The following is a 19,919-nucleotide window of genomic DNA, read 5'->3' as shown; positions in this document are numbered from 1 at the left end:
AGCTTGCCTCGCGATCTTTTGATCTTTTAAAAAGATCGCGAGGCAAGCTCGCTCCTACAGGCAAATGACAGGATTCTATTCATGGCTTTTGCAGCGCAAATCAAAATCCCGGCGACGTATATGCGGGGCGGTACCAGTAAAGGGGTGTTTTTCAGCCTGCTCGACTTGCCTGACGTGGCTCAGGTGCCGGGGGCGGCCCGTGATGCGTTGTTGTTGCGGGTGATCGGCAGCCCGGATCCGTATGAGAAGCAAATCGACGGCATGGGCGCCGCCACGTCCAGCACCAGCAAAACCGTGATCGTCAGCAAAAGCCTGCACGCTGACCATGACGTCGACTACCTGTTTGGTCAGGTGTCGATCGACAAGCCTTTTGTCGACTGGAGCGGCAACTGCGGCAACCTGTCGGCGGCGGTCGGTTCGTTCGCTATTAGCAGCGGCCTGGTCGACCCGAGCCGTATTCCACGTAACGGCACGGCGGTGGTGCGCATCTGGCAAGCCAACATCAGCAAAACCATTATTGCCCACGTCCCGATCACTGACGGCGCGGTCCAGGAAACCGGCGACTTTGAACTGGATGGCGTGACTTTTCCGGCGGCAGAGGTTCAGCTTGAGTTCCTCAACCCGGCGGCAGAAGAAGAGGGTGCGGGCGGTTCGATGTTCCCCACCGGCAACCTGGTGGACGACCTGGAAGTGCCGGGCGTCGGCACCCTTAAAGTCACGATGATCAATGCCGGCATCCCGACCATTTTTGTTAATGCCCACGACATCGGTTACACCGGCACGGAACTGCAGAACGACATCAACGCGGATGCGAAAGCGCTGGCGCTGTTCGAAACCATTCGTGCCCACGGTGCGTTGCGCATGGGCCTGATCGATAAGCTCGACGATGCCGCCAAGCGCCAGCACACACCCAAAGTGGCGTTTGTGGCCAAACCTGCGGATTACCTGTCGTCCAGCGGTAAGCCGGTGAGCGCGAACAGCATTGATTTGCTGGTGCGTGCCTTGTCGATGGGCAAACTGCACCACGCCATGATGGGCACTGCCGCCGTAGCGATTGGTACGGCAGCCGCCATTCCGGGCACACTGGTCAACCTGGCGGCGGGTGGCGAATTGCGCAGCGCCGTGCGCTTCGGCCACCCGTCGGGCACCCTGCGGGTGGGCGCACAAGCGCAGCAGGTTGACGGCGAATGGACCGTGACCAAAGCCATCATGAGCCGCAGCGCGCGGGTCTTGATGGAAGGTTGGGTGCGGGTGCCCCCGATATGAAATAAAAACCTGTAGGAGCGAGCTTGTCTCGCGATCTCTTAACTACCCAACAGATCGCGAGGCAAGCTCGCTCCTACAACTGGTATGTAGAGCGGGCATTCAGACCTGCCAGCCTGACCCTGAGGATGGAACACGACACTCATTCACCCACTTGGAGTCACTCCACATGAGCGCCAACGTCGACCTCAACAACCGTCCTGACTATGACAAGGTTTTGCAGGACATTGCCGACTACGTCCTGACTTACCGCATCACTTCCCAAGAAGCCCTGAACACCGCCCGTAACTGCCTGATGGACACCTTGGGCTGCGGCCTGCTGGCGTTGCGTTTCCCGGAATGCACCAAACACCTGGGCCCGATTGTAGAAGGCACGGTGGTGCCGTTTGGCGCCCGTGTGCCCGGTACGTCGTTTCGCCTGGACCCGGTCAAGGCTGCATGGGACATCGGCTGTATCGTCCGTTGGCTGGATTACAACGACACCTGGCTGGCGGCGGAGTGGGGGCATCCTTCGGATAACCTGGGCGGTATTCTGGCGGTGGCCGACCACCTCTCGCAAAAGCGTGTGGCCAATGGCGAAGCGCCTTTGACCGTGCGTGCGGTGCTGGAGGCGATGATCATGGCGCATGAGATTCAAGGCGTGATCGCTCTGGAAAACTCCTTCAATCGCGTCGGCCTTGACCATGTGCTGCTGGTGAAAGTCGCGTCGACGGCGGTCTGCGCCAAGCTGATGGGCGCTGACCGCGAGCAGTTGCTGGCGGCGTTGTCCCATGCGTTTGTCGATGGTCAGGCCTTGCGCACCTACCGCCACGCGCCCAACGCCGGGTCGCGCAAGTCGTGGGCCGCGGGGGATGCGTCGAGCCGCGGCGTGCGCCTGGCGGATATCGCGCTGCGCGGTGAAATGGGTATTCCAGGCGTGCTGACGGCGCCGCAGTGGGGCTTTTACGACGTGCTGTTCAGCCACACCAACAAGGACCTGGCGCTTAAGCCTGAAGGGCAGCGCCAATTCAGTCTGTCACAGCCTTATGGCACCTATGTGATGGAAAACGTGCTGTTCAAGATCAGTTTTCCGGCTGAGTTCCATGCGCAGACGGCGTGCGAAGCGGCCGTGACCTTGCACCCGCAGGTGAAAGATCGCTTGCATGAGATCGACAAAATCGTGATCACCACCCACGAATCCGCGATCCGGATCATTTCCAAGCAAGGCCAGTTGGCCAATGCGGCGGATCGAGATCACTGCATTCAATACATGACCGCCGTGCCGCTGGCATTTGGCAACCTGGTGGCTGAGCAGTACGAAGACGATTTCCACGCCGCGCATCCGATCATTGATGAGCTGCGCGAGAAGATGGTCATTGTCGAAGAGCCGCGCTACACCCGTGAATACCTGGAGGCAGATAAGCGTTCGATTGCCAACGCCATTCAGGTGTTTTTCAAGGACGGCTCCCACACGGAGCAGGTGATGGTGGAGTACCCGATCGGCCATCGTCGGCGCCGGGCTGAGGGCATTCCGTTGCTGGAAGACAAGTTCAAGGCCAACCTGGCCACGCGCTTTGTCGGCCAACGCTGCAAGCAGATTTTTGAACTGTGCAAAGACCAGGCGAAGCTTGAAGCGACGCCGGTTCATGCGTTTGTTGATTTGCTGGTGATTTAACAGAGGTTCTGTAGCCGCTGCCGAAGGCTGCGATCGGGCGCGAAGCGGTCGCGCTTCTAAGATCGCAGGAAGGCCCTGCGGTCCTTATCGCAGCCTTCGGCAGCGGCTACAGGGAATGTCAGCGCTTCACTTGAAGCGTCGTTCCACGCCTTTTTCGACCAGGATCTTGGCCGAGATTTCTTCTACCGAGAAATGCGTTGAGTTGATGTGCGGGATGTTTTCGCGCTGGAACAGGCTTTCGACTTCGCGCACTTCAAATTCGCACTGGGCGTAGCTGGAGTAGCGGCTGTTGGGCTTGCGCTCGTTGCGAATGGCGGTGAGACGATCCGGGTCGATGGTCAGGCCGAACAGTTTGTGCTTGTGCGCGCGCAAGGCCGCGGGCAGCTTCAGGCTTTCCATGTCGTCTTCAGTCAGCGGGTAGTTGGCCGCGCGAATGCCGAATTGCATGGCCATGTACAGGCAGGTCGGGGTTTTGCCGCAACGTGACACGCCTACCAGAATCAGGTCGGCCTTGTCGTATTTGTGTGTGCGCGCGCCGTCGTCGTTGTCGAGGGCAAAGTTCACCGCCTCGATACGCTCCATATAGTTGGAGTTATGGCCAATTGAGTGGGATTTACCCACTGAATAGGAGGAATGTTCCGCCAGTTCCTGCTCCAGAGGCGCCAGGAAGCTGGAGAAAATGTCGATCATGAAGCCATTGGCGGTGGCGAGGACTTCGCGAATATCCTGATTGACGATAGTGTCGAAGATTATCGGGCGAACACCGTCTTTTTCGGCGGCGTTGTCGATTTGTTGTACCATTGCCCGCGCTTTTTCCACGCTATCTATATAAGGGCGTGTGAATTTGCTGAAGGTCACGTTTTCGAATTGCGCCAACAAACTCTGGCCGAGGGTTTCGGCTGTGATGCCGGTGCCGTCGGATATAAAGAAAGCAGATCGTTTCATTTGCGCCTTGGGCCTTAAGCTGGTGACGTTTCTTGGATATGATAGGCGCGATTTTGTCGCCCGCAATGGCAGGCAGTGTCACTTATTTTCCAGGTCCAGGCCACAATCGCCGAGAGACTCCATAGACGGAGTGTCCGGCACCCTGAGCTTTTCCAACACAGTTAGTGGAGAGATCACCTTGGTAGAGTACGTAGTTTCCCTCGATAAGCTCGGCGTCCATGATGTGGAGCATGTGGGGGGCAAGAACGCATCCCTCGGCGAGATGATCAGCAACCTTGCAGGCGCTGGTGTATCGGTTCCCGGTGGTTTTGCGACGACTTCCCAGGCATACCGTGATTTTCTTGAGCTGAGCGGCTTGAATGATCAGATCCATGCAGCGTTGGACGCGCTGGATGTTGATGACGTCAACGCCCTGGCCAAGACCGGCGCCCAGATCCGTCAATGGATCATGGAAGCCGAGTTCCCTGAGAAACTCAACGCTGAAATCCGTGCTGCGTTTGCGACCCTCTCGCAAGGCAACCCGGACATGGCCGTTGCCGTACGTTCTTCGGCCACCGCCGAAGACTTGCCGGACGCCTCCTTTGCCGGTCAGCAAGAAACCTTCCTGAACATCCGTGGCGTTGAAAACGTGATTCGTGCGGCCAAGGAAGTGTTCGCTTCTCTGTTCAACGACCGTGCGATTTCTTACCGCGTGCACCAAGGGTTTGACCACAAGCTGGTGGCCCTGTCGGCTGGCGTACAGCGCATGGTGCGTTCCGAAACCGGCACTGCAGGCGTGATGTTCACCCTGGATACCGAGTCGGGCTTCCGTGATGTGGTGTTCATCACCGGCGCCTACGGCCTGGGCGAAACCGTCGTACAAGGCGCGGTCAACCCGGACGAATTCTACGTTCACAAGCCAACCCTGGAAGCCGGTCGCCCTGCGATCCTGCGCCGCAACCTGGGTAGCAAAGCGATCAAAATGATCTACGGCGACGAAGCCAAGGCCGGTAAATCGGTCAAGGTCATCGACGTAGAGAAGGCGGACCGCGAGCGTTTCTGCCTGAGCGACGCTGAAATCAACGAGCTGGCCAAGCAAGCGATGATCATCGAGAAGCACTACAAGTGCCCGATGGACATCGAATGGGCCAAAGATGGCGACGACGGCAAGCTTTACATTGTTCAGGCCCGTCCTGAAACCGTGAAGAGCCGCACCCAGGCCAACGTGATGGAGCGTTACCTGCTCAAAGAAACCGGCACGGTGCTGGTTGAAGGTCGCGCCATTGGCCAGCGCATCGGCGCGGGCAAGGTTCGCATCATTAAAGACGTCTCCGAGATGGACAAAGTCCAGCCGGGCGACGTGTTGGTGTCGGACATGACTGACCCGGACTGGGAACCGGTCATGAAGCGCGCCAGCGCTATCGTTACCAACCGTGGTGGCCGCACCTGCCACGCCGCGATCATCGCGCGTGAGCTGGGCATCCCTGCGGTCGTCGGTTGCGGCAACGCCACTCAGTTGCTCAAAGACGGTCAGGGCGTGACGGTTTCGTGTGCTGAAGGCGATACCGGTTTCATCTTTGAAGGTGAACTGGGCTTCGACATCAAGAAAAACTCCGTCGATGCCATGCCGGAACTGCCGTTCAAAATCATGATGAACGTGGGCAACCCGGACCGTGCGTTTGACTTCGCACAACTGCCGAACGCCGGTGTGGGCCTGGCCCGTCTGGAGTTCATCATCAACCGTATGATCGGCGTGCACCCAAAGGCACTGCTGAACTACGACGGTTTGCCGCAAGAAATCAAAGACAGCGTCGACAAGCGCATCGCGGGTTACAGCGACCCGGTTGATTTCTACGTCGACAAACTGGTTGAAGGCATCAGCACCCTGGCTGGCGCGTTTACCCCGAAAAAAGTGATCGTGCGTCTGTCGGACTTCAAGTCCAATGAATACGCCAACCTGATCGGCGGCAAGCTGTACGAGCCGGAAGAAGAAAACCCGATGCTGGGCTTCCGTGGTGCTTCGCGTTACATCAGCGAAAACTTCCGCGATTGCTTCGAGCTCGAGTGCCGTGCCCTCAAGCGCGTGCGCAACGACATGGGCTTTACCAACGTCGAAATCATGGTGCCGTTCGTACGGACCCTGGGCGAAGCGAGCCAGGTGATCGACTTGCTGGCCGAAAACGGCCTCAAGCGTGGCGAAAACGGCCTGCGCATCATCATGATGTGCGAGCTGCCATCCAACGCGATTCTGGCTGAAGAGTTCCTTGAATTCTTCGACGGCTTCTCGATCGGTTCCAACGACCTGACTCAGTTGACCCTGGGCCTGGACCGTGACTCCGGCGTGATCGCTCACTTGTTTGACGAGCGTAACCCGGCCGTTAAAAAGCTGCTGTCCAACGCTATTCAGGCGTGCAACAAGGCTGGCAAATACATCGGTATTTGCGGTCAGGGCCCATCCGATCACCCGGATCTGGCGCTGTGGCTGATGGAGCAAGGCATTGAAAGCGTGTCGTTGAACCCGGACACCGTACTGGAAACCTGGTTCTTCCTGGCTGAAGGCCAAGCGCAAGCTTGAGCCGTTGAGAGAAGGGGCAGGGCAACCCATGGGTTGCCTTGCTCTCTATACGTGTTAGGGCGAGTTCGTGTTCGGATTCGCCCTTTTTTGTGCAAGAGCATTATGCAAAGCAGCAGCCATTTATTTCCCGTTGCCCTGATCAGCGCTGAGCGTCGGGGTGATCTGAGCGAAGACGTTTATCGCTTGAAGCCCGCCAACAGCCCGGATATTTCCGTGGAGTTGGTGGTGACCCGTCTGGGCATGGCCGATGCGGGCCAGGTGCGGGGTGTGCCGGTCATTTTGTTGCACGGCAGTTTTTCCAATCGTCGCTTCTGGTATTCGCCCAAAGGTGTCGGGCTGGGGGCCTTTTTGGCTCGGGCCGGATTTGATGTGTGGCTGCCTGAAATGCGTGGCCATGGTTTGTCGTCGCGCAATATTCACTGGGCCAAAAATCGGGTGGCGGATTACGCCCGCTACGATTTGCCAGCCATTGGTGCGTTTGTGCGTGAGCAAAGCGGGCAAGCGCCGCATTGGATCGGCCATTCCCAAGGTGCTATCAGCCTGGCAGCGGCCCTGGGCGGTGAGTATCTGCAGGCAGCGGACGTGGCCTCGGCGGCGTTTTTTGGCTGTCAGATCAATCGCCGCTACTGGTCGCTGAAAATCCCGCCGGTGCAGTGGGGCGCTTACCTGCTGTTGAAGCGATTTGCGCAGTTGTCAGGCACCCGTCTTAAACGTGGCCCTGAAGATGAGCCGGTCAGCATCGCACTCGAAACCCTGCGCTGGAATGGCTTTATGGGCCGTTTCAAAGACGCGGATCGCGATTGGTGGGCAGGCTTGGCGCAGGTTGAACTGCCGGTGCTGGTGGTGGCCGCGGCGGGCGACCGACAAACACCGGAGTGGGCTTGCCGCAAACTGTATGACCAACTGGGCGCCGCGCAGCGCCAGTTTGTGTGCCTGGGACGCCAGCAGGGGTTCAGCTCTGACTTTAATCATGTCGACATGCTGGTGAGCCCGGCGGCTCAGCAAGAGGTGTGGCCGCGGGTGCTGAACTGGCTGACCCACGCTGAGATGCGTTGATTGAACCCGCTCGGCAAGGGGGAGGGGGTTTCGGCGGGTAGTGGTTGCGGCTACTATATGACGCTTGTGGTGTTTCTGGTCATATTTTGTGGCCGGTTAGCTAATGAGTTCTCATTGGCGAGTGCGCGGCATGTTTAACGCCAGCGCTCGTCAGAACGTCTATAACAGTAGTGCTGCCGTTTTTCATCTTGCTGCGCCCACCTTTAACAGGAGCTAGTTCATGAATCACTACCTTACTCCCGACTTGTGCGATGCCTATCCAGAGCTGGTGCAAGTGCTGGACCCCATGTTCAGCAACTTTGGCGGGCGTGATTCCTTTGGTGGTGAGATCGTGACCATCAAGTGCTTTGAAGACAACTCGCTGGTCAAGGAGCAGGTTGAACTCAATGGGCATGGCAAGGTGCTGGTGGTGGATGGCGGCGGCTCTCTGCGCCGGGCGTTGCTGGGTGACATGCTGGCTGAAAAGGCCGCTAAAAATGGCTGGGAAGGTTTGGTGATTTACGGCTGCATCCGTGACGTCGACGTGATTGCGCAAACAAACCTGGGCGTTCAGGCGCTGGCCAGCCACCCGATGAAGACTGACAAGCGCGGCATTGGCGATTTGAACGTGGCGGTGACCTTTGCGGGTGTTACGTTCCGTCCCGGAGAATTCATTTATGCCGATAACAATGGCGTTATTATTTCGCCTTCAGCTCTGAAAATGCCGACATGATTCAGGGCAAAAGCTCACCGCTCTAATCACAAGGACCACGGATGCAAGAGGAAGACAACGCACAGTGGGGGCTGGTGTATGCCCTGGTGCTGGACGGTAAGGGCGGTGCTCGCCATATCCCGCGTACTGAGCTGGACACGCTGGAACTGCAAAGTCATGAAAGTCTTTGGTTGCACTGGGATCGCAGTCACCCGCAAGCCCAGACCTGGCTGCGCGGTTCCAGTGGCTTGAGCGATTTCAGTTGTGATTTGCTGCTCGAAGAAAACACCCGTCCCCGTCTGTTGACCTTGCCCAACAACGAACTGTTACTGTTTTTGCGCGGAGTTAACCTCAATCCGGGCGCTGAGCCGGAAGACATGGTTTCGCTGCGTATCTTTGGCAGTTCGCAGCGGGTTATCTCACTGCGTTTGCGAAGGCTGCGTGCCATTGATGAAATGCTCAGTGATTTTGAGCAAGGCGATGGCCCGAAAGATCCCGCCGAATTGATCTTGTACCTGGCTCAAAACCTGACGCTGAAGGTCCAGGATTTGATCGGCGACCTGTCCGAAATCGTCGATGACGAAGAAGATAAGATAGATGCCGACGAACGGTATACGCCGGAACACGGTGCTATTTTGCCGATCCGTCGAAGAGCCGCCGGTTTGCGTCGTTTTCTGGCGCCGCAACGGGATATTTTCGGGCAACTCGCGCGAACAAAAATCCCGTGGTTCAGCAGTGATGTGCTCGATTACTGGAACGAGCTCAACAACAGCCTGACGCGTTACCTGGAAGAGCTCGAACTCACGCGAGAGCGCGTGGGGCTGGTGCTTGAAGCCGTAGACCGGCGCATGAGCGAGCGCATGAGCCGCATCATGTACCGCTTCGGGGTGATCACCGGGATCTTTTTACCGATTACATTTCTCACGGGCTTGCTCGGGATCAATGTGGGCGGCGTGCCGTTCTCTAATAATCCCTGGGGTTTTCCCGTAGTTTGCAGCCTGATGGTGGTGATTGCCGTCGTGCAGTGGTGGTTTTATCGACGTTTGCAGTGGCTTTGAATGGGCGCGGAATGTGACCCGATTAAAGTGGCTTGCGTCTTTCACTGAGATACCGAGAGGTGCATATGCACGATCCGTTTGAACAGTCGCTACGTGAAATGCTCAAAACGCCGTCATCCAGCCGTGACGATGATGCGTGTTTGGGGCGAGTGCTGAAAACCGCCAATCGCCAGGTAGGCGCGGGCGATCTATTCAGCCTGCCCGGTCGCTGGATGCAAGCGCTGACGATTGCATTGAATAGCGGTTCGGCCCATATTGCGCCCGTTTCGCGGCGCAAACCTGCTGCTCGCCCTGTTGATAAGGCTGATTGAACATGGAACTTGATCTCTGGACTCAGAGCCTGGTCACGGCAATGACTGCCCTGTGGACTAAAATTGCCAACTTCATCCCGAACCTTTTCGGGGCGCTGGTTGTCGTACTGCTGGGCTTCGTGGTTGCCAAACTGCTCGATACCCTGCTGTCCAAATTGCTCGCAAAGTTGGGCCTCGATCGCCTCATGGGCGGCACCGGCCTGACCAAGATTCTGGCTCGCATTGGCATCAAGGTGCCGATCTCGATCCTCATCGGCAAAATTGTTTACTGGTTCATCCTGCTGGTGTTTCTGGTGTCGGCGGCGCAATCGCTGGGGCTGGACCGCGTTTCTGCGGCACTGGATATTTTTACGGTTTATTTGCCCAAGGTTTTCGGAGCTTTGCTAGTGTTGTTGGCGGGTGTGCTACTTGCACAGTTGCTTAATGGCCTGGTGCGGGGAGCGGCCGAGAGCGTCGGGTTTGATTATGCAAGCGGCCTGGGGCGTGTTGCTCAGGGGCTGGTCATCATCATCAGTATTTCTGTGGCTATCAGTCAGCTGGAGGTCAAAACCGACCTGCTGAACCACGTGATTGTGATTGTGTTGATTACCGTTGGTCTGGCTGTGGCCTTGGCCATGGGCTTGGGAAGTCGTGAAATTGCCGGTCAGATTCTGGCCGGGATCTATGTGCGTGAGTTGTACCAAGTTGGGCAAGAAGTGCGAGTTGGCGAGGTCGAAGGGCAGATCGAAGAGATCGGCACGGTTAAAACCACGTTGCTGACCGAGGAAGGTGAGCTAGTCTCCATTTCCAATCGGATCTTGCTGGAGCAGCACGTGACAAGCCGCTAATGCGGCAAACCCTGCTAATGTATGCCGCCGTAAAAATGCCTGCTTTGAAGGCTGATACGGTGGCCATTGACCTGACTGTCGGCACGACTCGTTTTGAATAAAGCCCAATCGCTATCCATGCGCTACGATCCCCGCGAGCTCTCTGATGAGGAGTTGGTTGCGCGCGCGCATGATGAGTTGTTTCACGTTACGCGTGCTTATGAAGAATTGATGCGTCGCTATCAACGCACTTTGTTCAACGTTTGTTCAAGGTATTTAGGGAACGATAGGGACGCGGATGATGTCTGTCAGGAAGTGATGCTTAAGGTGTTGTACGGCCTGAAAAATTTCGAAGGAAAATCGAAATTCAAGACCTGGCTATATAGCATCACTTACAACGAATGCATCACACAGTATCGAAAGGAACGGCGAAAGCGTCGCTTGATGGACGCATTAAGTATTGACCCCCTTGAGGAAGCGTCTGAGGAAAAGGCGCCGAAACCTGAGGAAAAGGGCGGACTTGATCGCTGGCTGGTGCATGTGAATCCGATTGATCGCGAAATTTTAGTGCTGCGTTTTGTCGCAGAACTGGAATTTCAGGAAATCGCAGACATAATGCATATGGGTTTGAGCGCGACGAAGATGAGATACAAGCGCGCTCTTGATAAATTGCGTGAGAAATTTGCAGGTCTTGCTGAAACTTAGTTCAGTGCAAATGGCTCTACGTGTAGGCAAGGTCTGATAGACTTGCCGCCGAGTTGTCCCCCGGTATGTGGGACTGCTTTACAATCACCAGATGGGGATTTAACGGATGAAACTGAAAAACACCTTGGGCATTGCCATTGGTTCCTTTGTAGCCGCAACTTCGTTCGGTGCCCTGGCACAAGGCCAAGGCGCGGTCGAGGGTGAACTGTTCTACAAAAAACAGTACAACGACAGCGTCAACCACGTACAAGACGGTTACAACCCAGGCGCATCGATCGGTTACTTCATCACTGATGACGTATCGATCAACTTCGCTTACGACAAGACCAACTACACTCGTTCGTCGACCAACACTGGCAACCAGAAGCTGCAAGGCGACAACTTTGGTCTGAACGCTCAGTACCACTTCGGTACCGTAGGCGACGCTCTGCGTCCATACGTTTCCGGCGGTGTTGCTCACAAGAGCCTGTCGAACGTTGTAGCTGATGGCCACAGCGGCCGTGACAAGTCGACTTTCCTGACTGCTGGCGCCGGTGTTAAGTGGTACATCACTGACAACCTGTTCGCCCGTGCAGGCGTTGAAGCTGACTACAAACTGGACAACGGCCGTTGGGACTACGCTCCTACCGTTGGTCTGGGTGTGAACTTCGGTGGCAGCGGTGGCAAAGTAGCTCCTGCTCCAGTTCCAGCTCCAGCACCAATCGCTGAGCCAGAACCAGAAGCTCCGATCGCTGAAGTGGTTAAAGTTGAGCTGGACGTTAAGTTCGACTTCGACAAAGCCGTTGTTAAGTCTCAGTACCTGCCAGACATCAAGAACGTTGCTCAGTTCATGCAGCAGTACCCTGCGACCAGCACTACTGTGAATGGTTACACTGACAGCGTCGGTACCGATGCTTACAACCTGAAACTGTCCCAGCGTCGTGCTGACTCTGTGCGTCAGGCTCTGGTACAGCAAGGTGTTTCGGCTGGCCGTGTAGACGCAGTTGGTCACGGTAAGGCAGATCCAGTTGCGACTAACGCAACTGACGAAGGCCGTGCTCTGAACCGTCGCGTTGAAGCCGTTGTACAAGCTCAATCTAATTAATTTTAGATAAGCTGCCAGAAAAACCCGGCTCCGGCCGGGTTTTTCTTTGCCTGTGATTTGCCAGGCGGCGCGGCTATAATTGCGCCCACTTTCCGTCACCCTTCGAGTCCATTGCGCCCATGTATAACCTGGCCCGCCAGCTGCTTTTCAAACTGTCCCCTGAAGCCTCTCACGATCTGTCGCTGGATTTGATCGGGGCGGGCGGCCGTCTGGGGCTTAATGGTTTGCTGTGCAAGGCACCGGCGAAGCTGCCAGTGACAGTCATGGGGCTGAATTTTCCGAACCCGGTCGGTCTGGCTGCCGGTCTGGATAAAAACGGCGCAGCCATCGATGGTTTCGCCCAATTGGGTTTTGGCTTTGTTGAGATCGGCACGGTCACACCACGCCCTCAGCCGGGCAATCCAAAGCCTCGTATTTTTCGCTTGCCGGAAGCGCAGGCCATCATCAACCGCATGGGTTTTAACAACCTTGGGGTTGATCATCTGCTGAGCCGCGTACAGGCGGCCCGTTACAGCGGCATTCTGGGCATCAATATCGGCAAGAACTTCGACACGCCGGTTGAGCGTGCCGTCGACGATTACCTGATCTGCCTGGACAAGGTGTACGCCCACGCCAGCTACGTCACCGTTAACGTCAGTTCGCCGAACACGCCGGGTTTGCGCAGCTTGCAGTTCGGTGATTCGCTCAAGCAGTTGCTCGAAGCCCTACAACTGCGTCAGAACGAACTGACGCAGCGCCACGGCAAGCGCGTACCGCTGGCGATCAAGATCGCACCGGACATGAGCGACGAAGAAACCGTGCTCGTGGCTCAGGCGCTGCTGGAGACCGGTATGGATGCTGTTATCGCCACCAACACCACGCTTAGCCGCGTCGGCGTTGAAGGTTTGGCCCATGGGGATGAGGCGGGAGGCTTGTCTGGCGCCCCGGTGCTCGAAAAAAGCACGCACACCGTCAAGGTGCTGGCCGCTGAACTGGCAGGGCGTTTGCCGATCATCGCGGCCGGCGGGATTACAGAAGGCAAGCACGCGGCTGAGAAAATCGCCGCGGGTGCGAGCTTGGTGCAGATCTACTCAGGCTTTATCTACAAAGGCCCGGCGCTGATTCGCGAGTCGGTTGATGCCATCGCAGCGTTGCCGCGCAAGTAACGGGCAGCGCCTGGCGTGCGGGCATAAAAAAGGGCTCCTTTAAGGAGCCCTTGGGCCGAAGCCCGCCGCCTGGATAGGACGGCAAGGTTAAATCGTTGTCGCTTCAAGGTGATGTCGGAAGGTGTCCAGTGTTAGCCGACGGCGTTGATTTCGTTGAGTCTGTGGATGCCCGCAGTGCCAGTCATACCGTCCCAGTTGTCGCCGCGTCCTTCGCGCCAGCCGTTAATCCAGGCTTGACGTACCGACGGTAGAGTAAATGGGCAAAGCTCACGGGATTTACCATGTACGCCATTTTGATATCCGCGCAAAAATGCTCTTTCCAACGGATCACGCTTAAGTCTTCTCATAGGGTGTTTCCCTCACTTGTTGACTGTTTTATTTAGCGTCGACCTTCCAAAGGTCGGGGCAGACTGATCTGCCGTCGGGGGTGCTCGCTGCCGGCGTGGCGAGCCTTTCTGTTGTTGCCTGTGCGGCGACAACCTGAGTCCAGTTCTAACCAATGCACTCGGGTGAGGGAATGATCGTTTTGTCATAAGCACGTAACGAAAATGGTGTTACAGCCATAAGACAGGCTGTTTTTACTCGTCCGGCTCCGGCAAAAGCCTGACAGGACGAGCGCTTTCAAAGATGATGAGTTTCATTCTCCGTTGCTAATAGCTGCCTGCTCCATTTGGGCACTATTCGACGAAGGGTCTGAATATGACCAATTGTTTCTTAATGAATGACCTGCCTCAGCGTCTAGACTCACTCTGCCTCAGGGTGGGTGTTGTCGCTGAAGTGGAACGGCACAGTTTCGTGCCACGCGAGCGCTCTTCAAGAAAAGCGCTTGATTGAAAACGGAGCAGGCGATGCGTTGCCTGCCCACAGAAAGCTAAAAGCTCAGGAATCCCATGTCGGATCGTAACGAACTCTTCCTTACCTGCCCTAAAGGCCTTGAAGGTCTGCTCCTCGAGGAGGCTATTGGCCTTGGTCTTGAGGAAGCTCGCGAGCACACCTCGGCCATTCGTGGCTTGGCAGATATGGAAACTGCCTACCGTCTGTGTCTGTGGTCGCGCCTTGCCAACCGCGTGTTGCTGGTCCTCAAGCGCTTCCCGATGAAGAACGCCGAAGACCTGTACAACGGCGTGCTCGACGTTGATTGGCATGATCACATGGTCCCGGACGGCACCCTGGCCGTTGAATTCAGCGGCCATGGCTCGGGCATCGACAACACCCACTTCGGTGCCCTGAAGGTCAAGGACGCCATCGTCGACAAGCTGCGTACGCCGTCTGGTGAGCGCCCGTCGATTGACAAGTTCAGCCCGGACTTGCGCATCCACCTGCGCCTGGATCGCGGCGAAGCGATTTTGTCCCTGGACCTGTCGGGCAGCAGCCTGCACCAGCGTGGCTACCGTCTGCAGCAAGGTGCTGCGCCCCTCAAAGAAAACCTCGCCGCCGCCGTGTTGATTCGTGCCGGCTGGCCGCGCATGGCCGCTGAGGGCGCCGCACTGGCTGACCCGATGTGCGGTGTGGGTACGTTTCTGGTCGAGGGCGCAATGATCGCCGCCGACATTGCGCCGAACCTTAACCGCATTCACTGGGGCTTTGATGCCTGGTTGGGTCACGTACCGGCCATCTGGAAAAAACTCCATGAAGAAGCCACTGAGCGTGCAGAAATCGGCATGGCCAAGCCTCCGCTGTGGATTCGCGGATACGAGGCCGATCCACGGCTGATCCAGCCCGCGCGCAACAACATCGAGCGAGCTGGGCTGAGCCACTGGATCAAGATTTACCAGGGTGAAGTGGCGACCTTTGAGCCGCGCCCAGATCAAAACCAGAAAGGCCTGGTGATCTGCAACCCGCCGTACGGTGAGCGTCTGGGCGATGAAGCAAGCTTGCTTTATCTCTACCAGAACCTTGGTGAGCGTCTGCGTCAGGCGTGTCTGAACTGGGAAGCGGCGGTGTTTACCGGCGCCCCGGATCTGGGCAAGCGCATGGGCATTCGCAGCCACAAACAGTATTCGTTCTGGAACGGCGCTTTGCCGTGCAAGTTGCTGTTGATCAAGGTCACCCCGGATCAGTTCGTGACGGGTGAGCGTCGCACCCCTGAGCAACGTCAGGCCGAGCGTGAACAGGCTGAGTCTGTGGTCGAAGCGCCTGTGCAGCAGCAGTTCAACAAGAACGGCAACCCGATCAAGCCTGCACCGGTGGTGATCGAGCAACCGCGCTTGAGCGAGGGCGGGCAGATGTTTGCCAACCGTCTGCAAAAGAACCTCAAGGCACTGGGCAAATGGGTCAAGCGCGAGGGGATTGATTGCTATCGCGTTTACGACGCCGACATGCCTGAGTACTCGATGGCGATCGATCTGTATCACGACTGGGTCCATGTCCAGGAGTACGCCGCGCCTAAATCGGTTGACCCGGAAAAAGCCTCAGCCCGTATGTTCGACGCCCTGGCGGCGATTCCACAGGCGCTGAACATCGACAAGAGCCGGGTGATCGTCAAGCGCCGTGAGCGTCAGAGCGGCACCAAGCAGTACGAGCGTCAAAGCGCGCAGGGCAAGTTCACTGAAGTGATGGAAGGTGGCGTAAAGCTGCTGGTGAACCTCACCGATTACCTGGACACCGGGCTGTTCCTTGATCACCGTCCAATCCGCATGCGCATCCAGAAAGAGGCGGCCGGCAAACGCTTCCTCAACCTGTACTGCTACACCGCAACGGCGAGTGTGCACGCTGCCAAAGGCGGTGCGCGCAGCACCACCAGCGTTGACTTGTCCAAGACGTATCTGGACTGGGCGCGGCGTAACCTGTCGCTGAACGGTTTCTCGGACAAAAACCGCCTGGAGCAGGGCGATGTGATGGCCTGGCTGGATGCCTGTCGTGAAGAGTACGACTTGATCTTCATTGATCCGCCGACCTTCTCCAACTCCAAGCGCATGGAAGGTATCTTCGACGTTCAGCGTGACCACGTGCAGTTGCTCGATCTGGCCATGGCGCGTCTGGCGCCGGGCGGCGTGCTGTACTTCTCGAACAACTTCCGCAAGTTCGTTCTGGATGAGCATCTGGCCGCGCGTTATGCCGTTGAAGAAATTACCGCGAGCACCATCGATCCGGACTTTGCCCGTAACAGCAAAATCCACCGGGCCTGGAAAATCACGGCCCGCTGATGCTGCCCCGGCGGTAATCAGCCCATAAAAAACGCCCCCTTTCTTGCGATCGGGGGCGTTTTTTATTGCCTGCCTGACGTTATGGCGCGATAGACACTGTGCGGTTGGCCACGGCTGGCTGGCGATACAGGTCCAGCAATACCTGATCGAGAATCGAAGACGCACCCCACGGGCGCGGGTCGTTCAGAATGGCGACCACGGCCCAGGTGTCGTCGTTGCTGTCGCGGCTAAAGCCGGAAATGGCGCGCACGGTATTCAGGGTGCCTGTCTTGATGTGTGCCTGGCCATTCATCGCTGTGGTTTTCAGGCGCTTGCGCATCGTGCCGTCTTTGCCCGCGATCGGCAGGGAACTGATGAACTCGGCAGCGTAGGGGCTTTTCCAGGCGGCTTGAAGCATTTGCGCCATTTCACGTGCGCTCACACGCTCGGCACGCGACAGGCCGGAGCCGTTCTCCATGACCAGATGCGGCGCTGTGATGCCTTTTTTGGCCAGCCATTGGCGTATCACGCGCTGCGCGGCTTTGGCGTCATCGCCGTCGGCATCGGTACGGAACTGAGCGCCGAGGCTGAGGAACAACTGCTGGGCCATGGTGTTGTTGCTGTATTTATTGATGTCGCGAATGATCTCGGCCAGGTCAGGCGAGTAGGCGCGAGCCAGCAGTTTTGCACCTTTAGGGACGCTGGCCTGACGGTCCTGACCCTGAATGCTGCCGCCCAGCTCTTTCCAGATGGCGCGCACGGCGCCGGCGGTGTAGGTCGCGTGATCAAGCAAGGACAGATACGTCTGAGAGTTGCAGCCGTCTGCCAGTTGCCCGCTGACGGTGACAATCACCGAACCGTCGGCTTGAGTGACGGGGTTGTAGCGGACATCGCCGGTGCATTGCTTGGCGTTGATGGCCTTGACCTGATTGTCGATGCGGATGCTCGCAATAGGCGGCTCCACCGAGACCAGCACCTTGCCCGAATCGTTACGCGCCACAAAGCGCAAGGCTTTGAGGTTGACCATCAGAGCGTCGGGTTTGACCAGGAAAGGCTTGTTTTCGTCATTGCCGTCATCGTTGAACACCGGCAATTGCGGTTGTTCGAAGAAATTGCGATCCAGTACCAGGTCGCCGGTGATTTGCTGCACGCCGTTGGCCCGCAGATCGCGCATCAACAGCCAGAGCTTCTCCATGTTGAGCTTGGGGTCGCCGCCGCCCTTGAGGTACAGGTTGCCCTGCAAAATACCGTTGTTCAGGGTGCCGTCGGTGTAGAACTCGGTTTTCCACTGGTGGGTCGGGCCGAGCATTTCCAGAGCTGCATAGGTGGTCACCAGTTTCATGGTAGACGCCGGGTTCATCGACACATCAGCGTTGAAGACGGTCGGAACACCCGGGCCGGTGAGTGGCAACAGCACCAGGGACAGCGCGTCGTCTTGCAGCTTGTTGGTCTTGAGCGCTTGCTGGACTTTCGGAGTCAGGGTGGCGTTGACAGGGGCGGCATTGGCGCCGAAGGCGAGCGGCAAAAACAGGCTGGCCAGAAACAATGGTCGTAAAGATTTAATCATCAAAAGTAAAACCCTGCAGGCGAGGGGGAAAATAAGAGGGCATGAACAAAAAGTCCCTCGATGGTCATAAAAGTGTTGGCATTATGCCCCAAGGTTATCGGGCTTGTGCATCAGCGTAGGCCAGGGATTGACTTATTTAATGGATAAAACGATGAGTCGCTCACATGCAACCGGGCAGCGCCTGCCTGAAGCTGGTAAAGTGCCGCCGGTAATTACTTAAGAGGATTGTTCAATGGCTACTAATCGTTCCCAGCGTCTGCGCAAAAAACTGTGCGTTGATGAATTTCAGGAGCTGGGTTTTGAGCTGAACCTGGATTTCAAAGAAGACCTGTCGGATGAGGCTGTCGACGCATTCCTTGACGCTTTCTTGAAAGAAGCCATGGAAGCTAACGGCCTGGGCTATGTTGGCGGCGACGACTACGGTCTGGTTTGCCTGCAGAAGCGCGGTTCGGTCAGCGAAGAGCAACGTGCTGCTGTTGAAGCCTGGTTGAAAGCTCGTCCAGAGCTGACCAGCGTTGAAGTGAGCCCGCTGCTGGACGTGTGGTACCCGGAAAAGCCAATCAATCCGGTAGCCTGACGTCAAACACAAAGGCAGCCTGCGTGGCTGCCTTTGTGTGTTTCATGTCTTTGCCCGTCCTGGGTGCTGTTTCAAAAATCCATGTGCTGACACTGTATGCCTATCTCTTCGGACGTAGCCTCGCAAGGCTCGACAACGACTACGGGCATGGCACAGATTTTTAGTCGTAAATAGCTTTCTTCTTCCAGTCGCCCTCAGCCTCATCGGTTTTAAGGCCTTCAGTCAGCGCGTTGACCTCATCGCTGCTGGGCTCCAGCGTGCTTTGCAGCAGGGCATTGGCGCGCACCAATTGTGCTTCAAACGCTTTGAGTGACTGGCCATACGGGGCAGGGTCGGCCTGCTTGCGCAAATACTGCACGCCGCGTTCATAGGCCAAGCGCGCCTGACCCGGCTGGTTTTGCTGGAACGCCAACTGGCCAAGGTTATTGAAGAACTCAATATGCAGCACCACCAGCAGGTGACGGATCTCTTTAAGCCAGTGCTTGGCTTCATTGGCGGGCAGTACACGGTCTTTGGCGGCGCGGGTGATCTGGCCATGCAGCGTTTCCAGCAGGAAGCGCACATCTTTGGCCTTGGCTTCGGTCATGATCGGGTTGGGCGGGTTGTTGACCGGGATCGACTCACCTTGCGCAACCAGTGCTTCAAGCTCGGCAACCCGTGCTTTTAAGCTGGCGTCGGATTTTTGCAGCAGCAACAGCCGTTGGGTGGCATTGAGTTCAAGGCGGGTCAGCAACAACTTGAGTGCCGACGTCATCAGTTGCCCGGGAAAGGTCTCGTTGACTTCACTGCAACGGCGGATACGGTCATTAAGCTCGGTTTTGAGCCGGGCTTTTTCCACCTTGTTGTGTTCCACCATGTGGTTGATGTAGCCGATGGCGATCAAAAGCACGATCCCGGCAACGACGAGCAGGGTGATGATGGAAGGCGTCAACGTTAAAACCTCTTCGGGTGGTCTGCCTGCAATAGAGTGTGCCAGACAATGTTGCTAATAGGCTTGATCTTAAACAGGTGCGTTAGTTCATTGGGGTCAGGCGGTTGGCTATCTATAGAGAGGTCCATATTCGATAGGTGCATTTGGCCATCACTCAAGCCTGATCATCATAGCGCCTTGTAGGAGGCCGGAATATAGGCCCCAGGAGTCATACGTCACACTATGTAGGAAAAGGCTTAGAAGGACGGGAAGTCATTGATTTCAATAAATTTTCATATTGGGGTTGACGACTTCCAAAACCATCCCTAGAATGCGCGCCAATTGCAGCGTAAAGCGAACAGCGAAACGCATGTAACCAGTGAAGTTGTAGTGTGTCCCCTTCGTCTAGTGGCCTAGGACACCGCCCTTTCACGGCGGTAACAGGGGTTCGAGTCCCCTAGGGGACGC

The 19,919-nt window shown here is 56.9% G+C and carries 17 protein-coding genes and 1 tRNA gene; 14 read left to right on the top strand and 4 right to left on the bottom strand.

The features are described 5' to 3' along the window. Positions 1–81: 81 nt before the first annotated feature. A complete protein-coding gene (prpF, locus tag AAEZ03_RS23460; protein ID WP_350581911.1) occupies positions 82–1,266 on the top strand; it encodes a 2-methylaconitate cis-trans isomerase PrpF in 1,185 nt (394 codons plus the stop codon). Between the two features lie 166 nt (positions 1,267–1,432). Further along, a complete protein-coding gene (prpD, locus tag AAEZ03_RS23455) occupies positions 1,433–2,917 on the top strand; it encodes a 2-methylcitrate dehydratase (RefSeq protein WP_350581909.1) in 1,485 nt (494 codons plus the stop codon). A gap of 126 nt (positions 2,918–3,043) precedes the next feature. Here the strand turns inward: prpD and ppsR are convergent, their stop codons facing one another. After that, entirely contained in the window at positions 3,044–3,862 is an 819-nt protein-coding gene (gene ppsR / locus AAEZ03_RS23450; protein ID WP_048386835.1) for a posphoenolpyruvate synthetase regulatory kinase/phosphorylase PpsR, read from the bottom strand. Positions 3,863–4,040: 178 nt separating this feature from the next. On the opposite strand from ppsR, the gene ppsA reads away from it, so the two are divergent. The 9 genes from ppsA (at position 4,041) to AAEZ03_RS23405 (ending at position 13,272) form a co-directional block, all read left to right on the top strand. Then, positions 4,041–6,416, top strand: coding sequence for a phosphoenolpyruvate synthase (gene ppsA, locus AAEZ03_RS23445; protein WP_048369825.1), 2,376 nt, complete (start codon positions 4,041–4,043; stop codon positions 6,414–6,416). 102 nt (positions 6,417–6,518) lie between these two features. Continuing rightward, positions 6,519–7,472, top strand: a complete 954-nt coding sequence (locus AAEZ03_RS23440; protein WP_350581907.1) for an alpha/beta fold hydrolase — start codon at positions 6,519–6,521, stop codon at positions 7,470–7,472. Between the two features lie 220 nt (positions 7,473–7,692). Then, on the top strand, positions 7,693–8,184 hold the full coding sequence (gene rraA, locus AAEZ03_RS23435) for a ribonuclease E activity regulator RraA (RefSeq protein ID WP_350581905.1): 492 nt from the start codon (positions 7,693–7,695) through the stop codon (positions 8,182–8,184). A 41-nt stretch (positions 8,185–8,225) separates the two neighbouring features. Continuing rightward, complete coding sequence (gene cmaX / locus AAEZ03_RS23430; RefSeq protein ID WP_048386838.1) at positions 8,226–9,221, top strand: divalent cation transporter CmaX; 996 nt, start codon at positions 8,226–8,228, stop codon at positions 9,219–9,221. A 65-nt stretch (positions 9,222–9,286) separates the two neighbouring features. Further along, positions 9,287–9,532, top strand: a complete 246-nt coding sequence (locus AAEZ03_RS23425; protein ID WP_048369831.1) for a hypothetical protein — start codon at positions 9,287–9,289, stop codon at positions 9,530–9,532. A 2-nt stretch (positions 9,533–9,534) separates the two neighbouring features. Beyond that, complete coding sequence (locus AAEZ03_RS23420) at positions 9,535–10,359, top strand: mechanosensitive ion channel family protein (RefSeq protein WP_048369832.1); 825 nt, start codon at positions 9,535–9,537, stop codon at positions 10,357–10,359. A gap of 93 nt (positions 10,360–10,452) precedes the next feature. Next, positions 10,453–11,043: an RNA polymerase sigma factor SigX gene (sigX, locus tag AAEZ03_RS23415; protein ID WP_088500243.1), complete on the top strand. Its 591-nt coding sequence runs from the start codon at positions 10,453–10,455 to the stop codon at positions 11,041–11,043. A 106-nt stretch (positions 11,044–11,149) separates the two neighbouring features. Next, complete coding sequence (locus AAEZ03_RS23410) at positions 11,150–12,127, top strand: OmpA family protein (protein ID WP_153390764.1); 978 nt, start codon at positions 11,150–11,152, stop codon at positions 12,125–12,127. Positions 12,128–12,246: 119 nt separating this feature from the next. Then, complete coding sequence (locus tag AAEZ03_RS23405) at positions 12,247–13,272, top strand: quinone-dependent dihydroorotate dehydrogenase (protein ID WP_048369838.1); 1,026 nt, start codon at positions 12,247–12,249, stop codon at positions 13,270–13,272. 131 nt (positions 13,273–13,403) lie between these two features. Here AAEZ03_RS23405 and rmf read toward each other — a convergent pair whose 3' ends face one another. Then, on the bottom strand, positions 13,404–13,619 hold the full coding sequence (rmf, locus tag AAEZ03_RS23400) for a ribosome modulation factor (RefSeq protein WP_082148720.1): 216 nt from the start codon (positions 13,617–13,619) through the stop codon (positions 13,404–13,406). A 543-nt stretch (positions 13,620–14,162) separates the two neighbouring features. Here rmf and rlmKL point away from each other — a divergent pair. Continuing rightward, positions 14,163–16,418: a bifunctional 23S rRNA (guanine(2069)-N(7))-methyltransferase RlmK/23S rRNA (guanine(2445)-N(2))-methyltransferase RlmL gene (rlmKL, locus tag AAEZ03_RS23395; protein WP_048369839.1), complete on the top strand. Its 2,256-nt coding sequence runs from the start codon at positions 14,163–14,165 to the stop codon at positions 16,416–16,418. A 79-nt stretch (positions 16,419–16,497) separates the two neighbouring features. On the opposite strand, the gene dacB is transcribed toward rlmKL, so the two are convergent. Then, positions 16,498–17,964: a D-alanyl-D-alanine carboxypeptidase/D-alanyl-D-alanine endopeptidase gene (gene dacB, locus AAEZ03_RS23390; protein ID WP_350581900.1), complete on the bottom strand. Its 1,467-nt coding sequence runs from the start codon at positions 17,962–17,964 to the stop codon at positions 16,498–16,500. A gap of 232 nt (positions 17,965–18,196) precedes the next feature. Here dacB and AAEZ03_RS23385 point away from each other — a divergent pair, with 232 nt between their 5' ends. After that, positions 18,197–18,541: a YggL family protein gene (locus AAEZ03_RS23385; protein WP_048369844.1), complete on the top strand. Its 345-nt coding sequence runs from the start codon at positions 18,197–18,199 to the stop codon at positions 18,539–18,541. Between the two features lie 160 nt (positions 18,542–18,701). On the opposite strand, the gene AAEZ03_RS23380 is transcribed toward AAEZ03_RS23385, so the two are convergent. Further along, complete coding sequence (locus AAEZ03_RS23380; RefSeq protein ID WP_048369846.1) at positions 18,702–19,472, bottom strand: hypothetical protein; 771 nt, start codon at positions 19,470–19,472, stop codon at positions 18,702–18,704. Between the two features lie 373 nt (positions 19,473–19,845). Between AAEZ03_RS23380 and AAEZ03_RS23375 the strand changes: the two genes are divergently transcribed. Beyond that, positions 19,846–19,918, top strand: a tRNA-Glu gene (locus AAEZ03_RS23375). The last annotated feature ends 1 nt before the right edge of the window (position 19,919 follow it).

The sequence above is a fragment of the Pseudomonas sp. HY2-MNA-CIBAN-0224 genome (assembly GCF_040310285.1).
Classification (GTDB): Bacteria; Pseudomonadota; Gammaproteobacteria; order Pseudomonadales; family Pseudomonadaceae; genus Aquipseudomonas; species Aquipseudomonas helleri.
The sequence above is the reverse complement of the archived record's forward strand: the minus strand, read 5'-3'. Positions and strand labels throughout refer to the sequence as shown.

Coding starts and splice junctions, on each gene's coding strand:
- prpF (WP_350581911.1), top strand. CDS start 82: ATGGCTTTTGCAGCGCAAATCAAAATCCCGGCGACGTATATGCGGGGC.
- prpD (WP_350581909.1), top strand. CDS start 1,433: ATGAGCGCCAACGTCGACCTCAACAACCGTCCTGACTATGACAAGGTT.
- ppsR (WP_048386835.1), bottom strand. CDS start 3,862: ATGAAACGATCTGCTTTCTTTATATCCGACGGCACCGGCATCACAGCC.
- AAEZ03_RS23440 (WP_350581907.1), top strand. CDS start 6,519: ATGCAAAGCAGCAGCCATTTATTTCCCGTTGCCCTGATCAGCGCTGAG.
- rraA (WP_350581905.1), top strand. CDS start 7,693: ATGAATCACTACCTTACTCCCGACTTGTGCGATGCCTATCCAGAGCTG.
- cmaX (WP_048386838.1), top strand. CDS start 8,226: ATGCAAGAGGAAGACAACGCACAGTGGGGGCTGGTGTATGCCCTGGTG.
- AAEZ03_RS23425 (WP_048369831.1), top strand. CDS start 9,287: ATGCACGATCCGTTTGAACAGTCGCTACGTGAAATGCTCAAAACGCCG.
- AAEZ03_RS23420 (WP_048369832.1), top strand. CDS start 9,535: ATGGAACTTGATCTCTGGACTCAGAGCCTGGTCACGGCAATGACTGCC.
- AAEZ03_RS23410 (WP_153390764.1), top strand. CDS start 11,150: ATGAAACTGAAAAACACCTTGGGCATTGCCATTGGTTCCTTTGTAGCC.
- AAEZ03_RS23405 (WP_048369838.1), top strand. CDS start 12,247: ATGTATAACCTGGCCCGCCAGCTGCTTTTCAAACTGTCCCCTGAAGCC.
- rmf (WP_082148720.1), bottom strand. CDS start 13,619: ATGAGAAGACTTAAGCGTGATCCGTTGGAAAGAGCATTTTTGCGCGGA.
- rlmKL (WP_048369839.1), top strand. CDS start 14,163: ATGTCGGATCGTAACGAACTCTTCCTTACCTGCCCTAAAGGCCTTGAA.
- dacB (WP_350581900.1), bottom strand. CDS start 17,964: ATGATTAAATCTTTACGACCATTGTTTCTGGCCAGCCTGTTTTTGCCG.
- AAEZ03_RS23385 (WP_048369844.1), top strand. CDS start 18,197: ATGGCTACTAATCGTTCCCAGCGTCTGCGCAAAAAACTGTGCGTTGAT.